Raw genomic sequence first — 15772 nt, 5'->3', positions numbered from 1 at the left:
GCAAGCTAACGTGAAAGGATCACCACCATGCGACCACCCTTCGCACAGGAATTCGGCAGGCGTGCCTTCGGCCCACGCGGACCCTTCGAGGACTTCGCCGGCGGCTGGGGCTTCGGCTTCGGACCGCGAGGACGCGGCCGGGGACCCGGTGGCCACCCGCGGCACGGCGGACGACGGGGACGCCGCGGTGACATCCGCGCGGCCATCCTGTTGCTGCTCGCGGAGCAGCCGCGGCACGGCTACGAGATCATCACCGAGATCAGCGAGCGCAGCGACGGGCTGTGGAAGCCGAGCCCCGGCTCCATCTACCCGACCCTGCAACTGCTCGCCGACGAGGGCCTGGTGTCGGCCACCGAAGAGGGCGGCAAGCGCCTCTTCCAGCTCACCGACGAGGGCCGCGCCGCCACCGAGCGGCTGGACACCCCGCCGTGGGAGACCATCACCCGCGACGTCGACCCGAACGAGGCCAGCCTCCGCTCGGCGAGCATGTCCCTGATGGCCGCGGTCTTCCAGGTTTCGCAGGCCGGCACCGCCGACCAGCAGGAGAAGGCCGTGCGGGCGCTCAACGAAGCCCGCCGGACGATCTACGGGGTGCTCGGCGAGGACGAACCCGACCCCGCCGACGAAGAAACCGAATGACCGGGGACGACCAGCCCGGTGGGCTTGCGGCGAACGTGCACGCGATAGCCCACCGGGAAGGTCACCGCACCGCCGGAAGCGTTGCGGCGTAACACTTCCGCCGTGGCCTTCGCGGCGACCGCGGGGCTGAACTCGATCTTCAGCACCTGCTCGGCGCCCGCCGCGTCGTCGAACGCCCAGCGCGTTTCGACCCGGCGGCAGCCGAAGCCCTCCTCGGCGAAGAACCGTTCCACGCCGGCCGGGTCGTAGTCGGGCAGATCGGCCCGCATCCAGCTCCCGTACGGCTCGTGCGTCACATCGAGGTCGACGATCACCAGCACGCCACCGGGTCGCAGCACCCGCTCCGCCTCCCGCAACCCGGGCTCGCAGCCGGGACCGAAGAAGTAGGCGGTCCGCGCGTGCACCAGGTCCACACTCGCGTCCGCGAGCGGAAGTCGTTGTGCCGCACCGTGGAGCACCCGCACGCCGGTCCGGTCGGCCAGCCGCTCGCGGGCGCGGTGGACCAGTGGCGGATGGGGTTCGACGCCGACCACCGAACGGGCCGAACCGGCGAACCGCGGGAGGTGGAAGCCGTCACCGCAGCCGACGTCGAGCACGTCCAGCCCGGTCCACTCGCATTCCTCACCGAGCACGCGCCAGATCTCACCATCGACGTCCTGCGCCCGGTTCTCCAGTTCGTACGCCGCCGGGTAGTACCAGATGTTGGGGCTGGGCAGGATGTCCACCGTCGGCCGGTGGCGGAAGAGGGAGCGCCGCACGACTACAGCTTAGGCGGCACCGGCAATCCTGTCCGTTTTCACCGAAAAGTCCCAACTCCCCCGCGGTTTGCTTGCCGCTCGATGACTTTGGGTTAAGCACAACCCCCGAACGAGTCGTAAGATCGGGTCACGAAGCCGAGGGAGCTCACTCATGTCGGTTGGTTCGGCCGCCACGCAACCCATTCTGTCGCCGGGGGTCCCCTGCTGGGTGGAACTCGCCAGTCCGGACATACCCGAGGCGGAAGCCTTCTACAACGGGCTCTTCGGCTGGAGTTTCGAACTCAAACGCGATCCGGCCACCTCGGACGGACGCTATTCGCTCGGCTCGTTCGGCGGGTTCGCCGTCGCCGGGATGTACCACGCAGCCGCGTCGCAACCACCGGGCTGGATCGTGCACCTCTCGGTGCACAACACCGCGGGCACCGCGGAGTGGGTCGAGCACCTCGGCGGCGTGGTGACCCTCGGCCCGGTCGAAATCCCGGGCCGCGGCAACATCCTGCACGCACTCGACCCGACCGGCACGCCGATCGTCTTCTGGCAGCCCGGACCGGCATGGGAGTTCGCCACCGGTGCGCCGAACACCTTCTCCGGCGCCGACCTCAACACCACAGACGGCGCGGTGGTCGACCAGTTCTACTCGCGGCTGTTCAACTACAACGTGCACCACATCGGCAGCGAGACCATCGACTACGCGGAATGGCGGCTGGACCACCAGCCCGTGCTCTACCGCTACGTGATGGGCTCCGAATACCGCGAGGGCACCCCGGCGCACTGGATGATCTACTTCCAGGTCGACCCCGCACGCGGCACGGACGCCGCGGCCGGGCACGCCCTGATGCTCGGCGGCACCGTGGTGGTGCAGCCCTACGACACCCCGTTCGGCCGGGTGGCCGTGCTCGCCGACCCGCACGGCTCGGTGTTCTCGGTGATCGACCACACGCAGGTGATCGACGCGCAGTACACCGGCGCCGAGGTCGACGACCCCTACGACGACTGATGGGGCTGCACGTCGGCTCGGTGGTGCTGGGCGCTTCGGACGTCCGGCGCGCGGAAGCGTTCTGGTGCGCGGCACTGGACTACCGCCCGCGCGAAGAGGGCGACGACACCTGGGTGGTGCTCGCCCCGGTCGACGGCGAGGGTCCGCACATCTCGCTGGGTCTGTCGAAGACGCCGGTCCAGGAGAAACCACGGGTGCACCTGGACCTGTACACCGCGGACCAAGCCGGTGAGGTCGAGCGCCTGATCGACCTCGGCGCGTCCCGCGTGGACTGGGCGGACTACCCCGAGAACGCCGACTTCGTGGTGCTGGCGGACCCCGAGGGCAACCGGTTCTGCGTGATCGACAAGTCCTAGGCTGGCACGAAGGCCGAGAGCAGCAGCCAGGACACCACGGCCGACGGCAGCAGTGAATCCAGCCGGTCCATCAGGCCGCCGTGGCCGGGCAGCAGGTTGCCCATGTCCTTGATGCCCAGGTCACGCTTGATCAGCGACTCCATCAGATCGCCCAGGGTGGCCACGCAGACGATGGCGGCACCGAAGAGCACGCCCTGCCAGACCTGCCCGTCCAGCAGCAGGGTCAGCGTCAGCGACCCGGCGACGATGCCCGCGAGCATCGAGCCGCCGAAGCCCTCCCAGGTCTTCTTGGGACTGATCGTCGGCGCCATCGGATGCTTGCCCTTGAGCACGCCGGCGATGTACCCGCCGGTGTCGGAGGCGACCACGCCGATCATGAAGGCGAGCACGCGCCCGACTCCGTCCTCCGGCGGCACCAGCATCGCCGCGAAGGCACCGAACAGCGGAAGGTACGCGGCGGCGAACACCGAAGCGCCGACATCGCGCAGGTACCCGTCCGCGCCGCCGGGTAGCCGCCACAGCAGGCAGGCGAGCACGGTCAGCACGAACGCGGTGAGCGCCCCTTCCCGGCCGAACGGCCAGGCCAGCCAGATCATCGCCTGCCCGCCGACGAGCACCGGGACCAGCGCGATCCGGATGTTCGCCGCGCGCTTGAGCGCTCCGGCCAGTTCGTAGGTGCCCACCGCGATCGCCGCCGCGATCACCCCGATGAACAGGAAACGCACGGTGAACAGCGAAACCAGGATCACGGCACCGAGCGCCACCCCGACCCCGATCGCGGCCGGCAGGTTCCGGCCGGCCCGCGAGGCCTTCGCGGCCTTTTCGGCGGGCTCCGCCGAATCGGCCGCGTCCTCGCGTTCCCCGCTCACGCTCGTCTCCCCCACCGGATCAGACCTCGAGCAACTCTGCTTCTTTGTGCTTGACGAGCTCCTCGACCTGGCCGACGTAGTTGTCGGTCAGGTTCTGCAGCTCCTTCTCCGCACGGGTGACGTCGTCCTCGCCCGCTTCGCCGTCCTTCTGGATGCGGTCGAGCTCTTCCTTGGCCTTGCGGCGCACGCTGCGGATGGACACCTTGGCGTCCTCGCCCTTGCTCTTGGCCACCTTCACCATCTCCTTGCGCCGCTCCTCGGTGAGCTGCGGGATGACGATGCGGATGATCTGGCCGTCGTTGCTCGGGTTGACGCCGAGGTCGGACTCGCGGATCGCCTTCTCGATGGCGTTCAGCTGGGTCTGGTCGTACGGCTTCACGACGGCCATCCTGGCCTCGGGGATGTTCACGCTGGCCAGCTGGTTCAGCGGGGTCGGCGCGCCGTAGTACTCGACGACGATCCGGGAGAACATCGAGGGTGTGGCCCGTCCGGTGCGTACCGAGGTGAGGTCGTCCTTGGCGACGGAAACGGCCTTTTCCATCTTCTCCTCGGCGTCGAGGAGGGTCTCGTCGATCACGGCTACTCCTTGCTCGTCTAGCGCCGCTGGTGGTGTTCTCCGCCGGATGATCCCAGCAGGTCTAGGCGGGCACCCCAACGGCGGGGGTGCTGACCAGAGTGCCGATCCGCTCACCGCCGACCGCACGGGCGATGTTCCCTTCGGTGAGCAGGTTGAACACGATGATCGGCATGTTGTTGTCCATGCACAGGCTGAACGCGGTCGCGTCGGCCACCTTCAGGCCCTGCTCGAGCACCTCGCGGTGGGTGATCTCGCGGAACATCCGGGCACTGGGGTCGGTCTTGGGGTCGGCGGTGTAGACACCGTCGACGGCCTTGGCCATCAGCACCACGTCGCAGCCGATCTCCAGCGCGCGCTGGGCGGCCGCGGTGTCGGTGGAGAAGTACGGCATGCCGACGCCGGCGGCGAAGATGACCACGCGGCCCTTCTCCAGGTGGCGCTCGGCGCGGCGCGGGATGTAGGCCTCGGCCACCTGACCCATGGTGATCGCGCTCTGCACGCGGGTCGGTACGCCTTCCTTCTCCAGGAAGTCCTGCAGCGCGAGGCAGTTCATCACGGTGCCGAGCATGGCCATGTAGTCGGCGCGGTCGCGGTCCATGCCGCGCTGCGAGAGTTCGGCGCCGCGGAAGTAGTTGCCGCCCCCGATGACGATCGCCATCTGCACGCCGGTCCGGACGACTTCGGCGATCTGCACGGCCACCGAGTGCACCACGTCGGGGTCGACGCCGACAGCGCCGCCGCCGAACATCTCGCCACCGAGCTTCAGCAGCACCCGCCGATAGGCCCCGTCGGACCGCTCCGCTGTCATGTCGTCCTCCGCGTGTTCAAGGGTTGTCAGGTGCCTCTTCGCAACCGTGCCCCGTCCCCGATGCGGCGGAGACGGGGCACGTTGCCGGTACTCTTGCTCAGGCCTGGCCGACCTCGAAGCGGGCGAACCGGGTGACGGTCACACCGGCCTCGTCCAGCAGGGCCTTCACGGTCTTCTTGTTGTCGGTCACCGACGGCTGGTCGAGCAGCACGGTGTCCTTGTAGTACGCGTTGACCTTGCCTTCGATGATCTTCGTCAGAGCCTGCTCGGGCTTGCCCTCTTCGCGCGCGGTCTGCTCGGCGATGCGCCGCTCGGCTTCGACCTTCTCGGCCGGGACCTCGTCGCGGGTCAGGTACTGGGCCTTGAGCGCGGCGATCTGCAGCGCGGCGCCGCGGGCGGCGTCGGCGGCACCCTGGCCCTCACCGGTGTACTCGACCAGCACGCCGACGGCCGGCGGCAGGTCGGCGCCACGGCGGTGCAGGTAGGTGGCGACGGTGCCGTCGAAGGCGGCGACCCGGCGCAGCTCCAGCTTCTCGCCGATGCGCGCGGACAGGTCGTGCACCGCGTCGGCGACGGTCTTGCCGTCCAGCTCGGCGGAGCGCAGCTTCTCCACGTCGTCGGTGCGCACGGTCTTGGCGACCTCGACGATCTTCGCGGCGAGGGCCTGGAAGTCGGCGTTCTTGGCGACGAAGTCGGTCTCGGAGTTCAGCTCGACGAGCACGCCGCCGTCCCCGGCGATCAGGCCTTCGGCGGTGGCGCGCTCGGCGCGCTTGCCCACGTCCTTGGCGCCCTTGATGCGCAGGAACTCGACGGCCTTGTCGAAGTCGCCGTCGTTCTCCTCCAGCGCCTTCTTGCAGTTCATCATGCCGGCGCCGGTGAGCTCGCGCAGGCGCTTCACATCTGCGGCGGTGTAGTTCGCCATCGTGCGTTTTCCGTCCTTCTTCGGTACGCGCAGGGATTCGAGTCAATGGCCCGCGTGGCCGGACCGGGGTCCGGCCACGCGGGCGAAGGGTGGATCAGGCGGAGGTCGTCTGCTCCGCGGGCGCCTCGGCGGGGGCGCTCTCCGCAGCCGGAGCGTCCTCCGCGACCGGAGCGCTCTCGGCGACCGGAGCGCTCTCGGCGGCGGGGGCGTTCTCGGAGCCGGACAGCAGCTCCTTCTCCCACTCGGCGAGCGGCTCGTCGGAAGCGACGCCCGGCTCCGGCTTGTCCTTGCCCTCGGCGGCCGAACCGTTGCGGCCCGAGCGGGCCATCAGACCGGCGGCGGCGGCCTCGGCGACGACCTTGGTCAGCAGCGCGGCCGACCGGATCGCGTCGTCGTTGCCCGGGATCGGGTAGTCGACCTCGTCCGGGTCGCAGTTGGTGTCGAGGATCGCGACGACCGGGATGTTCAGCTTGCGCGCCTCGCCGACGGCGATGTGCTCCTTCTTGGTGTCCACGATCCACACGGCGCTGGGAACCTTCGCCATGTCGCGGATACCGCCGAGGGTCTTCTCCAGCTTGTCCTTCTCGCGGGTGAGCGTCAGGATCTCGCGCTTGGTCAGGCCCTGGAAACCACCGGTCTGCTCCTGCGACTCGAGCTCCTTGAGGCGCTGGAGCCGCTTGTGCACGGTCTGGAAGTTGGTGAGCATGCCGCCCAGCCAGCGCTGGTTGACGAAGGGCATGCCGACGCGGAGCGCCTCGTTCGCGATGGCCTCCTGCGCCTGCTTCTTCGTGCCGACGAACAGGATGCTGCCACCGTGCGCCACGGTCTCCTTGATGAACTCGAAGGCGCGGTCGATGTAGGTCAGCGTCTGCTGCAGGTCGATGATGTAGATGCCGTTGCGCTCGGTGAAGATGTAACGCTTCATCTTCGGGTTCCAGCGCCGGGTCTGGTGCCCGAAGTGCACGCCGCTGTCGAGCAGCTGCTTCATGGTGACGACGGCCATGGCCGGATTCGCACCTCTTCTGTGTCGTGCGCCCCGGGCCTGGCCCGGTGACGCTTGCTCGGTTGCCGCGACCGCCCGGGTGGACGGTCGCCCTGGTGCGGTGCCGATGCCCGAACCCGTTCGGCGCTGGGCGCCGGATGGGACCGCCGGACATCGTTCGTTCCGGGTGGAAATCGTGCTGGCCCACCCCGAGCATGCACATCGCACGCGAAGTCGATCCGCTCTTCCGCAGACCGCGCGAACAGTGTACGCCTCCGCTTTGCGGGGCCGCTCACCGGCGGCCGCGAAACCCCCGGCCCATCCACAACACCACCGGTTGTCCACAGATTCCCCGCTCGGCCCCCACCGCCCCGCCCGTCCCGGCAGAGTCCCAGTCATGGACCTCACACCCATTCTCCCACGTCACCGCATCCCCCAACTGGTGCTGGTGGTGCTGGCATTCGGCGGCCTCGGCCTGCACAGCCCGGTGGCACCGGCGGTCGCCGCCGAGGAGCCGCGGTTCACCTGGCCGCTGCACCCGCGTCCGCAGGTGATCCGTGGTTTCGACGCGCCGGAAACCGACTTCGGCCCCGGCCACCGCGGGGTCGACCTGGCGGCCGCCGCGGACCAGCAGGTGTTCGCCGCGGGCACCGGTTACGTGGTGTTCGCCGGGACGATCGCCGGTCGCGGGGTGGTGTCGGTCGACCACGACGGCGATCTGCGCACCACCTACGAGCCGCTGGTGCCCCAGGTCGCCGCCGGGGACCAGGTGTACTCGGGGCAGGTGATCGGCACGGTCGTCGCCGGACACCCGGAGTGCACGGTCGCGGTCTGCCTGCACTGGGGCGTGCGCCGCGGGCTGGAGTACCTGGATCCGCTGCCCCTGGTGCTGGAGACCACGCGGCTGCGGCTGAAGCCGTGGGACCCCGGTTGACGTGTCAGTCAGACACCCGCCTGCTCGACGAGCTTGGCGCGCAGACGGAGCACCGCCCTGGTGTGCAACTGGCTGACCCGTGACTCGGTCACGCCGAGCACCTTGCCGATCTCGGCGAGGGTGAGGCTCTCGAAGTAGTAGAGGCTCACCACGATCCGGTCGCGTTCGGTCAGCTGGGCGATCGCCTCGGCCAGCTGGCGGCGGTTGTCCTGGTCGACGAGCACGGCCACCGGGTCGACGGCGTCGTCGTCGGGCAGGGTGTCGACCAGCGAGCCGCTGTCCTTGCCCACCGCGACGAGGTCTTCCAGCGCGACTACGCTGGTGAGCTGGAGCTGGCCGTAGAGATCGCGCAGGTCGTCGACGCTGATCTCGAGCTCGGCCGCCAGTTCGGCGTCGGTCGGGGTGCGGTTGAGGCGGGCGCCGAGGCGTTCCATCGCACGCTCGGCCTCCCTGGCCCGGCTGCGGACCACCCGGGGAACCCAGTCCTGAGAACGGAGGTCGTCCAGGATCGCACCGCGGATGCGCTGCATGGCGTAGGTCTCGAAGCGCAGCCCGCGCTCCGGCTCGAACTTCTCGATGGCGTCGACCAGGCCGAAGATGCCGGACTGCACGAGGTCGCCGACATCGACGTGGGTGGGCAGGCCGGTGCCGACGCGGCCGGCGACGTACTTCACCAGCGGTGCGTAGTGCAGCACCAGCCGATCGCGGAGGCGTTGCTCGGGCGCTCGGGCGAACTGCCGCCACAACGCGTTGATGCCCGCCTCCACGTCGCCGGTCTCGCTCCGGCTGGTCTCGGTGGCGGTCACGGGACCGCCCTTCGCTGTGGATGTCTCAGAGTCCCGCTGAGAACGCGCTGCGTCACGGGGCAATTTGCCGTCTTCAACTGCACTCTCAGGTCTGTCTCCGTGCTCGTGCTGGGTGGTTCGGTCGGGCGGTTCGCCGGGTGGCGGAAAGGCTGTCCCCCCGCCGCCCCCGCGATCAGCGGGCACGGGGGTGGGTCCGGTCATGGATCGCCTTCAGCCGCTCGACGGTGACGTGAGTGTAAAGCTGAGTGGTGGCAAGCGTAGCGTGACCGAGTAGTTCCTGAACGCTGCGAAGGTCAGCACCACCCTCCAGCAGGTGCGTGGCAGCCGAATGGCGGAGGCCGTGCGGTCCCATGTCCACCGCGCCGGGTACCGAGCCGACCCCGTCGTGGACCACCCGGCGTACCGAGCGGGGGTCCAGCCTGCCACCCCGGACGCCGAGGAAAAGCGCCTTCGCCGCAGCCCCTTTCGCCCGCTCCACCAGCACCGGACGCCCCTCGTCCAGCCAGGACCGGAGTGCCTTCTCGGCGGGCACGCCGAACGGCACGGTCCGCTCCTTGCCGCCCTTCCCGAGCACCCGGACCACCCGGCGATCGAACTCCACGTCCCCCACGTCGAGCCCGCACAACTCGGACACCCGGATGCCCGTGGCATACAGCAGTTCGAGCAAAGCGTGGTCACGCAGCGCAACCGGATCGCGTTCGGCCGCTCCCGCGCTCGACGCGCTCATCACCTGCTGCGCCTGCTCCGGCCGGAGCACCCCGGGCAACGTCCGATGCGGCCGCGGCGCCACCAGCCGACTGCCCGGATCCTGCTCCAGCTTGCCGACGCGATGGGCCCACGCCGTGAACGTCCGCGCCGCCGCGGCCCGCCGGGACAACGTGGTCCGGCTGACCCCGGCCTGGTGCTGCTCGGCCAGCCAGGCCCGCAACTCCCCCACGTCCAGCCCGGCCAGCGCCGCCATGTCCTCGGCCGCCGCTTCGTCGCCGTCTTCATTCCCGTCGTCCGCGTTGCCGACCCCGTGCAGGAATCCGAGCAACGAGACCACGTCGCCCACATAAGCCCGGACCGTGTGGGCCGAAAGCCCGCGCTCCAACTCCAGGTGCCGCTCGTACTCGCCGATCAGTTCACGAGCGTTTCCGGGCAACGCGGCCCGCAGGCGCACCAGGCCTCCGTGCCCGCGTGCCTTCACCCCCCGCTCAATTTCGGGGACGCTTCGTGACGACATGCCCGAAACGCTGGGGGATCACCGGCGCGTGGTCAAGCATCGCCACACCCTCCCGGCAGAACGACGTGATATCGCTACTCAAAGCAACCATTCGACGACTGTCGCCCTGGGAGTTCGTCACTGACCTTGGTGGCCTCCTCCCGCGGGTGTCACCGGGCGTGATCGGCTGGTGAGGTGCCACCCGTCTTCGGCCCGGATGGCCAGGCCGTCCAGTTCGAGTTCCGGCAACACCGCACGAACCCGGTGGATCGGTACACCCGATTCGGTGGTGATCTGCTCGGCGGACCTGCCCTCCCGGAGTTCGAGCGCTCCGTGGACGCGCATGGCCTCCTCGCCGAGGCCGTCGGTGGTCCGGCGTGGACGCGGGGTTCGCCCGGCCGACGACGAGTCGAGCTTGCCGACGGTCTCGATCACGTCGGCCAGCGAACCGACCAGCGTCGCGGCCGACTCACGGATCATCTGGTGGCAGCCCGCCGACATCGACGAGCCGATCGGGCCGGGAACCGCCATCACCACCTTGCCGAGCACGCCGGCGGTGGTCGCCGTGTTGCGTGCCCCGCTGCGGACGCCCGCCTCGACGACGACCGTGCCCTCGGTGAGTCCGGCGATCAGCCGGTTACGCACCAGGAACCGGTGCCTCGCCGGCGGCACGCCGAAGGGGTACTCACTGATCACGAGTCCGGTCTCCGCGACCTTCTTGAGCAGCCCGACGTGGCCCGCTGGGTAACCGGCGTCCAGACCGCAGCCGAGTACCGCCGCCGTCACCCCACCGGCGGCGAGCGCACCTCGGTGTGCCGCGCCGTCGATGCCATACGCAGCCCCGGAAAACACCGGCATCCGGCGCTGGGCCAGGCCGTACGCTATTTCGGTCGCGGTGTGCTCGCCATAGCTCGTCGCCGCTCGCGCGCCGACGACCGCCACCGCGGACATGACCGCTTCGTCGAGCCTGCCGTCGCCACGAACCCACAGCGCGATCGGCGGTGCGAACCCGCGCAAGCCGCGCTGGGTCACCTGGTCGAACGGGAGCAACGGCCAGGCAGGCCATTCGCCGTCCTCCGGCACGACCAGCCGGGCCCCGTTCCGCTCGGCCTCCGCCAGGTCCGATTTCGCCCGATCGAGTGTCCGGCGGGCGGATGTCTCGGCCAGTACGGCATCCGGACACTCTCCCTCGCGCACCAACCTGGCCGCGCGAACCGGCCCGTACACGCGGATGAAGGCAGTGAGCGCCATCGCGGGCGGTTCGGCCACCCGCAACAGATAGGACCTCGCGAGCCGGATTTCCGGGTCAGCGCGCCTCTCGGTCATGCCGCCCGCCGATCACGAAAGCCGAGAGCGGCGGCCACATGATCCGCCTCGGGACGATCGACCTCCGCCAAATCGCTCAACGTCCATGCGACGCGTAGACAGCGGTCCACACCGCGGGCGGTGACCGCACCCATGTTCAGGCTGCGGTCGAGAAGAGCGGTGGTTTCGCGCGGCAGGGCGTATTCGCGGCGGAGTACCGGCCCGGGCACCTCCGCGTTCGTGCGCCAGCCGTGTTCGGCCCAGCGCTTGACTGCGCGTTCCCTCGCGCGAAGCACCCGATCGCGCACCCTCGCGGTCGGTTCCGGCTCGTCGAATTCGTGCGCGTGAGCATGCATGGCTGTCAGCGGGCGAAGGCGAACGGTGAGATCGATGCGGTCGAGCAAGGGGCCCGAAAGTCGGCCGAAGTAGCGACGCCGGACAGACGGCGAACACGAGCAGTCGGCTTCTCGCGGTGGCGCGCAAGGACAGGGGTTCGTCGCCAGCACCAACTGAAACCGTGCGGGATAGCAGACGACGCCCTTCCGCCGGGCGAGCCGGACTTCGCCGTCTTCGAGGACTGTGCGCAGGGATTCGAGGCGCTCTCCGCCGAATTCGCAGACTTCGTCCAAGAAGAGGACGCCTCGGTGCGCGCGGCTGATCATGCCGGGCTTGGCGATGTCAGCCCCGCCGCCGATCAGGGCGGCGAGCGAGATGCTGTGGTGTGGATCGGCGAACGGTGGGATCCGGATGAGCGGGGATGACCGGGACAGCTTGCCCTCGATCGAATGCACGGCGGTGACTTCGAGCGATTCCTCGCGGGACAGCTCCGGGAGCAGGCCCGGCAATCTCCTCGCGAGCATGGTCTTCCCGACGCCGGGTGGCCCGACGAGCAGCAGGTGATGACCACCCGCCGCGGCGACCTCCAGTGCCCAGCGTGCCTCCGGCTGGCCGATCACGTCGGCGAGGTCGGCCACGGACGGCGGTGGGATCTCGGTGGCCGGTTCGGGAAGAGGAAGGCTCTCGATGTCGTCCATCCAGGCGAGCAGATCCCGAAGGCGACCGGCGCCGACGACTTCCATGTCGTGCACGAGCGCCGCTTCGAACATCGAGTCGATGGGCACCACCGCTCGCTTGAGCCCTTCCCTGCGGGCGGCGAGGAGCGCGGGCAGTACGCCGGGCACCGGGCGGATCCGGCCGTCGAGCGCTAGTTCACCCAGCAGCACCGTGCCGAGCAGCTTGCTGCCGGACACCGCGCCGCTGGCCGCAAGCACCGCGGCGGCGATGCTCAGGTCGTAGCCGGAGCCGAGCTTCGGGAGGTTCGCGGGTGAGAGGCCGAGGGTGACGTGCTGCTCTGGCCACTTCTGACCGGAGTTGCGCACAGCCGCGCGGACTCGGTCCTTGGCCTCCTTCAGACCCGGATCGGGCAGGCCGACCAGCTTCATCCCGGGCATCCCGGCCCCGATGTCGGCTTCGACTTCGACCACCCGGCCGTCGATGCCGAGCAGGGCCACCGACCAACTGCGTGCCAGCGGCATCTCAGCTCACCCCGCGAGACTGGCGCTCGGGACCGGCTCGGTAGGGCCGGTTGTCTGGGAGCGCCATGTCAGCTCGTCCTCCCAGTTGGAGGATGGTGGCGCTTGATCGTCGCTGGATGAGGACAATCGCTGCGAGTCGGAGCTTGCGGCGGCGTGGCGTTGGCGCCACGGGTCTCAGCCCGAGGATGAGCGCCAGGGCAACTCGAAGCTTCGGATCATGCGGTGGGACGTTGCTGGACCCGTGCCGTGGGGTTGCCATGAGCCCCGACCTGGCGACGACCGCTTGCGCGCCTGGTGAACGCGGCTCGGAGGTGGCGGGTGGCGACGGGATCGGATGGGCGTCGTGGCGGGCGGATCGGCGGCGGGGTGGCAAAGGTGCCGCGAGCCTCGGGCTGATGAGGAGTGTGTGAGCGGCTCGTGATCCCGGCTCGGCGGTGGGATGAGCGCGAGTGTGGGGGCAGGTTGGTGTGGGGGCCATCAGAAGGCTCCCTGGATGTGCGTGAGCTCCGGTTCGCCGGTGGGTGGGTGCTGGATGGCGATGACGTCGAAGCGCAGGGGGCACCAGCGCACGCGGAAGTGTTCGAGCCAGCGGCCTGCCAGGCGGCGGATGCGGGCGGCCTTCTCCGGGTCCACGGCTTCGGCGGGCAGGCCGTAGCCGGTGCCCGAGCGCGTTTTGACCTCGCAGACGACCAGGGTGCGGCCGTCGGTGGCGACCAGGTCCAGTTCGCCTTCGCGGCAGCGCCAGTTCCTGGACAGGATGACCAGGCCCGTCCTGGCCAGGTGCGCTGCCGCCAGCTCCTCGCCGCGGCGGCCCAGTCGTTGTCGATGCTCGTATGACGGCCGCGCCTGCGTCCCCATCACGGCTACTCCCCCGGGGTCGGTGATCGTTGGTTGACGATCACGACGGTGCCAGGGTGGAAAGGCGCAGGCCAGAGCGCTCGAGCGGGGCTGTGGACAACTGGGGAGCTGTGGACAACCCGCCGTCAGGACTCAGCCGGAGAAGGGACCGCCTTCCGGCAGGCGCAGGTCGGGCTTGTCCAGTTCCTCGACGTTGACGTCCTTGAAGGTGATCACGCGGACGTGCTTGACGAACCGGGCGGGGCGGTACATGTCCCAGACCCAGGCGTCGGACATCCGCACCTCGAAGTAGACCTCACCACCACCGTCGCGGACCTGCACGTCCACCGCGTTGGCCAGGTAGAACCGCCGTTCGGTCTCCACCACATACGCGAACTGGCTGACGATGTCGCGGTACTCCCGGTACAGCGACAGCTCCATCTCGGTCTCGTATTTCTCGAGATCCTCGGCACTCATGAAATCCGGGCCCCTCCTTGCGAGTTCACGTGCCAGTCGGCGGCGAAGAGTCCATTCTGACCCAGACCGTCGTCCAGGGCACGCACCGGCGCCGCCGTGGCGTGCAAAGCCGCCGCGGTGAGCAGCACCCGATGGGGTGGCTCGCGCCGGTGGACCGCGGCCGCGACGGCCACGTTGGTGTAGGACCACCGGTGCACCGCACTGGGTCCGTGCTCGGTCAGCGCGGCGCCGTGCTCGGTGGTGGTGTACCCCTTGTGCACGTCGAAGCCGTACACCGGGTACTCGTTGTGCAGATCCCCCATGATCCGGTCCCTGGTCACCTTGGCCAGCACGGACGCGGCCGCGACGCAGGCGACCACGCGATCCCCCTTGATCACCGGCAGGCTCGGCGCCGGCATGCCCGGCACCCCGAAGCCGTCGGTCAGCACGTAGCCGGGCGCGACCCGCAGGTGGGACACCGCGCGCCGCATGCCCTCGACGTTGGTCACGTGGATGCCGCGGGCGTCGACCTCCTCGGTGGGGATGACCACCACCGAATAGTCGACCGCCCTGGCCAGCACGCGTTCGTAGACCCGCTCGCGGGCGGCCGCGGTGAGCAGTTTCGAGTCGGTCAGCTCGGTCAGCCGGGCGCCGTCACCGGGCTTGAGCACACAGGCGGCGACCACCAGCGGACCGGCGCAGGCTCCCCGCCCGGCCTCGTCCACCCCGGCGACCGGGCCGAGGCCACGCCGTTCCAGCGCGGCCTGCAGCCCCCACGAACTCTCCCCGCGGATGACCGCGCGTGGCGGCTTCAGCCCTGTCACGCGGCTAGCGCTTCCGGGTCGCCGTCCCGCGCAAGCCCGTTCCGAGCTTGCGACCGGCCCATACCGTCGGCCAGGCGGCCACCACGCCGATGCCCAGCGGGATGCCCTGCTGCCAGGCGGGAGCGCTCATGCCGAGCACGGCGGGCTGCGCGGCTTCCTGCGGGTTGTGATCCGTCACGCCGCCCCAGCGGCCCGGCGGCAGCACGATGATCCTGGCCTTGCCGATGATGTTCTCCAGCGGCACCGCACCGCGCTCGCCACCGCCACCCTGCATGCGGGAGTCGGAGGAGTTGTTGCGATTGTCGCCCATCACCCACACCGAGCCGAGCGGCACCTTGACCGGCTCGAACGGGGCCTGCACGCCGGTGCCGTCCTCGAAGTGCAGGTACGGCTCGTCGAGCGCCTTGCCGTCGACCACGACGTGGTTCTGCGTGTCGCAGCATTCGACCGTCTGGCCCGGCATCGCGATGATGCGCTTGACGAAGTCGCGCTCGTCGGGCGGCGCGAGGCCGAACACCGAGCCGATGCTCCGGAAGAACCGGCCGACCGGGTTCGAGGACTCCTCCGGGAGCGCCTCGTTCTCCACCCACGGGTCCGGACCCTTGAACACCACCACGTCACCGGGGGTGGGGTCGACGAAATCGTAGGTGATCTTGTCGACCAGGATGCGGTCGCCGGTGCACCCCTCGCAACCGTGCAGGGTGGTCTCCATCGATCCCGAGGGGATCATGTAGACGCGGAAGAAGAACTGCTGGATGACGAACGTCAGCACGAGCGCGACGACGATCAGGATCGGCAGCTCCACCCAGAACGGGCGCTTCTTCTTCGCTTTGCCCTTGCCACGCTTGCGGTGGGCACCGCCCTTGGTCTCCTCCGCGGCTCCGTCGTGGTACTCGGAGCGTTCGGGATCGTCCTCGGCAGCGTTTGAAGACACAGGTTCGGCCACGACGCCAGGCTACGGGA

18 protein-coding genes are annotated in these 15772 nt (G+C 69.6%); 4 read left to right on the top strand and 14 right to left on the bottom strand.

All coding sequences use genetic code 11. The features are described 5' to 3' along the window. The first annotated feature begins 27 nt into the window (after positions 1–27). Entirely contained in the window at positions 28–639 is a 612-nt protein-coding gene (locus L3Q67_RS20785; RefSeq protein WP_499191047.1) for a PadR family transcriptional regulator, read from the top strand. Here the strand turns inward: L3Q67_RS20785 and L3Q67_RS20780 are convergent. Beyond that, positions 585–1397 (bottom strand): class I SAM-dependent methyltransferase, encoded by an 813-nt coding sequence (locus L3Q67_RS20780; RefSeq protein ID WP_499191046.1) that lies wholly within the window; start codon positions 1395–1397, stop codon positions 585–587. The genes L3Q67_RS20785 and L3Q67_RS20780 overlap by 55 nt on opposite strands. Positions 1398–1548: 151 nt before the next feature. On the opposite strand from L3Q67_RS20780, the gene L3Q67_RS20775 reads away from it, so the two are divergent. After that, positions 1549–2394 carry a VOC family protein gene (locus L3Q67_RS20775; protein ID WP_499191045.1) on the top strand — a complete coding sequence of 282 codons (846 nt, stop codon included), beginning with the start codon at positions 1549–1551 and terminating at the stop codon, positions 2392–2394. Continuing rightward, complete coding sequence (locus L3Q67_RS20770) at positions 2394–2750, top strand: VOC family protein (protein WP_499191044.1); 357 nt, start codon at positions 2394–2396, stop codon at positions 2748–2750. The genes L3Q67_RS20775 and L3Q67_RS20770 overlap by 1 nt, the downstream gene beginning before the upstream one ends. Here L3Q67_RS20770 and L3Q67_RS20765 read toward each other — a convergent pair. From L3Q67_RS20765 to rpsB, 5 genes are all read right to left on the bottom strand, one after another. Then, a complete protein-coding gene (locus L3Q67_RS20765) occupies positions 2747–3619 on the bottom strand; it encodes a phosphatidate cytidylyltransferase (protein ID WP_499191043.1) in 873 nt (290 codons plus the stop codon). The two genes, L3Q67_RS20770 and L3Q67_RS20765, sit on opposite strands and share 4 nt — an antisense overlap. A 19-nt stretch (positions 3620–3638) precedes the next feature. After that, a complete protein-coding gene (frr, locus tag L3Q67_RS20760; RefSeq protein ID WP_499191042.1) occupies positions 3639–4196 on the bottom strand; it encodes a ribosome-recycling factor in 558 nt (185 codons plus the stop codon). A 61-nt stretch (positions 4197–4257) separates the two neighbouring features. Further along, positions 4258–5004: a UMP kinase gene (gene pyrH, locus L3Q67_RS20755; protein WP_209669475.1), complete on the bottom strand. Its 747-nt coding sequence runs from the start codon at positions 5002–5004 to the stop codon at positions 4258–4260. Between the two features lie 97 nt (positions 5005–5101). Continuing rightward, the gene (gene tsf / locus L3Q67_RS20750) at positions 5102–5926 is read right to left on the bottom strand and encodes a translation elongation factor Ts (RefSeq protein WP_209669478.1); all 825 of its coding nucleotides are present in this window, start codon (positions 5924–5926) and stop codon (positions 5102–5104) included. Between the two features lie 94 nt (positions 5927–6020). Further along, complete coding sequence (gene rpsB / locus L3Q67_RS20745) at positions 6021–6929, bottom strand: small ribosomal subunit protein uS2 (protein ID WP_499191041.1); 909 nt, start codon at positions 6927–6929, stop codon at positions 6021–6023. A gap of 376 nt (positions 6930–7305) precedes the next feature. Here rpsB and L3Q67_RS20740 point away from each other — a divergent pair, with 376 nt between their 5' ends. Further along, positions 7306–7842 (top strand): M23 family metallopeptidase, encoded by a 537-nt coding sequence (locus L3Q67_RS20740; protein WP_499191040.1) that lies wholly within the window; start codon positions 7306–7308, stop codon positions 7840–7842. 8 nt (positions 7843–7850) lie between these two features. On the opposite strand, the gene L3Q67_RS20735 is transcribed toward L3Q67_RS20740, so the two are convergent. The 8 genes from L3Q67_RS20735 to lepB form a co-directional block, all read right to left on the bottom strand. Next, complete coding sequence (locus L3Q67_RS20735; protein WP_499191039.1) at positions 7851–8849, bottom strand: FliA/WhiG family RNA polymerase sigma factor; 999 nt, start codon at positions 8847–8849, stop codon at positions 7851–7853. Next, positions 8821–9813 (bottom strand): tyrosine recombinase XerC, encoded by a 993-nt coding sequence (locus L3Q67_RS20730; RefSeq protein ID WP_499191599.1) that lies wholly within the window; start codon positions 9811–9813, stop codon positions 8821–8823. Before L3Q67_RS20730 ends, L3Q67_RS20735 begins: the two co-directional genes overlap by 29 nt. A gap of 177 nt (positions 9814–9990) precedes the next feature. After that, entirely contained in the window at positions 9991–11178 is a 1188-nt protein-coding gene (dprA, locus tag L3Q67_RS20725; RefSeq protein WP_499191038.1) for a DNA-processing protein DprA, read from the bottom strand. Continuing rightward, positions 11175–12692, bottom strand: coding sequence for a YifB family Mg chelatase-like AAA ATPase (locus L3Q67_RS20720; protein ID WP_499191037.1), 1518 nt, complete (start codon positions 12690–12692; stop codon positions 11175–11177). The genes dprA and L3Q67_RS20720 overlap by 4 nt, the downstream gene beginning before the upstream one ends. A 477-nt stretch (positions 12693–13169) precedes the next feature. Beyond that, positions 13170–13550 (bottom strand): YraN family protein, encoded by a 381-nt coding sequence (locus tag L3Q67_RS20715; RefSeq protein ID WP_499191036.1) that lies wholly within the window; start codon positions 13548–13550, stop codon positions 13170–13172. Between the two features lie 132 nt (positions 13551–13682). Next, positions 13683–14006, bottom strand: coding sequence for a DUF2469 domain-containing protein (locus L3Q67_RS20710; protein WP_113693489.1), 324 nt, complete (start codon positions 14004–14006; stop codon positions 13683–13685). Further along, entirely contained in the window at positions 14003–14809 is an 807-nt protein-coding gene (locus L3Q67_RS20705; RefSeq protein ID WP_499191035.1) for a ribonuclease HII, read from the bottom strand. The genes L3Q67_RS20710 and L3Q67_RS20705 overlap by 4 nt, the downstream gene beginning before the upstream one ends. Positions 14810–14813: 4 nt before the next feature. After that, on the bottom strand, positions 14814–15755 hold the full coding sequence (gene lepB, locus L3Q67_RS20700) for a S26 family signal peptidase (protein WP_499191034.1): 942 nt from the start codon (positions 15753–15755) through the stop codon (positions 14814–14816). Positions 15756–15772: the final 17 nt, after the last annotated feature.

The organism is Saccharothrix sp. AJ9571 (assembly GCF_021725495.1).
Lineage (GTDB): Bacteria > Actinomycetota > Actinomycetes > Mycobacteriales > Pseudonocardiaceae > Amycolatopsis > Amycolatopsis magusensis.
This window is presented reverse-complemented; position numbering and strand designations above follow the sequence as displayed.

Bases quoted from the DNA above. Each gene is read 5' to 3' on its own strand.
- L3Q67_RS20785 (WP_499191047.1), top strand. From the start codon at position 28: ATGCGACCACCCTTCGCACAGGAATTCGGCAGGCGTGCCTTCGGCCCA.
- L3Q67_RS20775 (WP_499191045.1), top strand. From the start codon at position 1,549: ATGTCGGTTGGTTCGGCCGCCACGCAACCCATTCTGTCGCCGGGGGTC.
- L3Q67_RS20770 (WP_499191044.1), top strand. From the start codon at position 2,394: ATGGGGCTGCACGTCGGCTCGGTGGTGCTGGGCGCTTCGGACGTCCGG.
- pyrH (WP_209669475.1), bottom strand. From the start codon at position 5,004: ATGACAGCGGAGCGGTCCGACGGGGCCTATCGGCGGGTGCTGCTGAAG.
- tsf (WP_209669478.1), bottom strand. From the start codon at position 5,926: ATGGCGAACTACACCGCCGCAGATGTGAAGCGCCTGCGCGAGCTCACC.
- rpsB (WP_499191041.1), bottom strand. From the start codon at position 6,929: ATGGCCGTCGTCACCATGAAGCAGCTGCTCGACAGCGGCGTGCACTTC.
- L3Q67_RS20740 (WP_499191040.1), top strand. From the start codon at position 7,306: ATGGACCTCACACCCATTCTCCCACGTCACCGCATCCCCCAACTGGTG.
- L3Q67_RS20735 (WP_499191039.1), bottom strand. From the start codon at position 8,849: ATGACCGGACCCACCCCCGTGCCCGCTGATCGCGGGGGCGGCGGGGGG.
- dprA (WP_499191038.1), bottom strand. From the start codon at position 11,178: ATGACCGAGAGGCGCGCTGACCCGGAAATCCGGCTCGCGAGGTCCTAT.
- L3Q67_RS20720 (WP_499191037.1), bottom strand. From the start codon at position 12,692: ATGCCGCTGGCACGCAGTTGGTCGGTGGCCCTGCTCGGCATCGACGGC.
- L3Q67_RS20715 (WP_499191036.1), bottom strand. From the start codon at position 13,550: ATGGGGACGCAGGCGCGGCCGTCATACGAGCATCGACAACGACTGGGC.
- L3Q67_RS20710 (WP_113693489.1), bottom strand. From the start codon at position 14,006: ATGAGTGCCGAGGATCTCGAGAAATACGAGACCGAGATGGAGCTGTCG.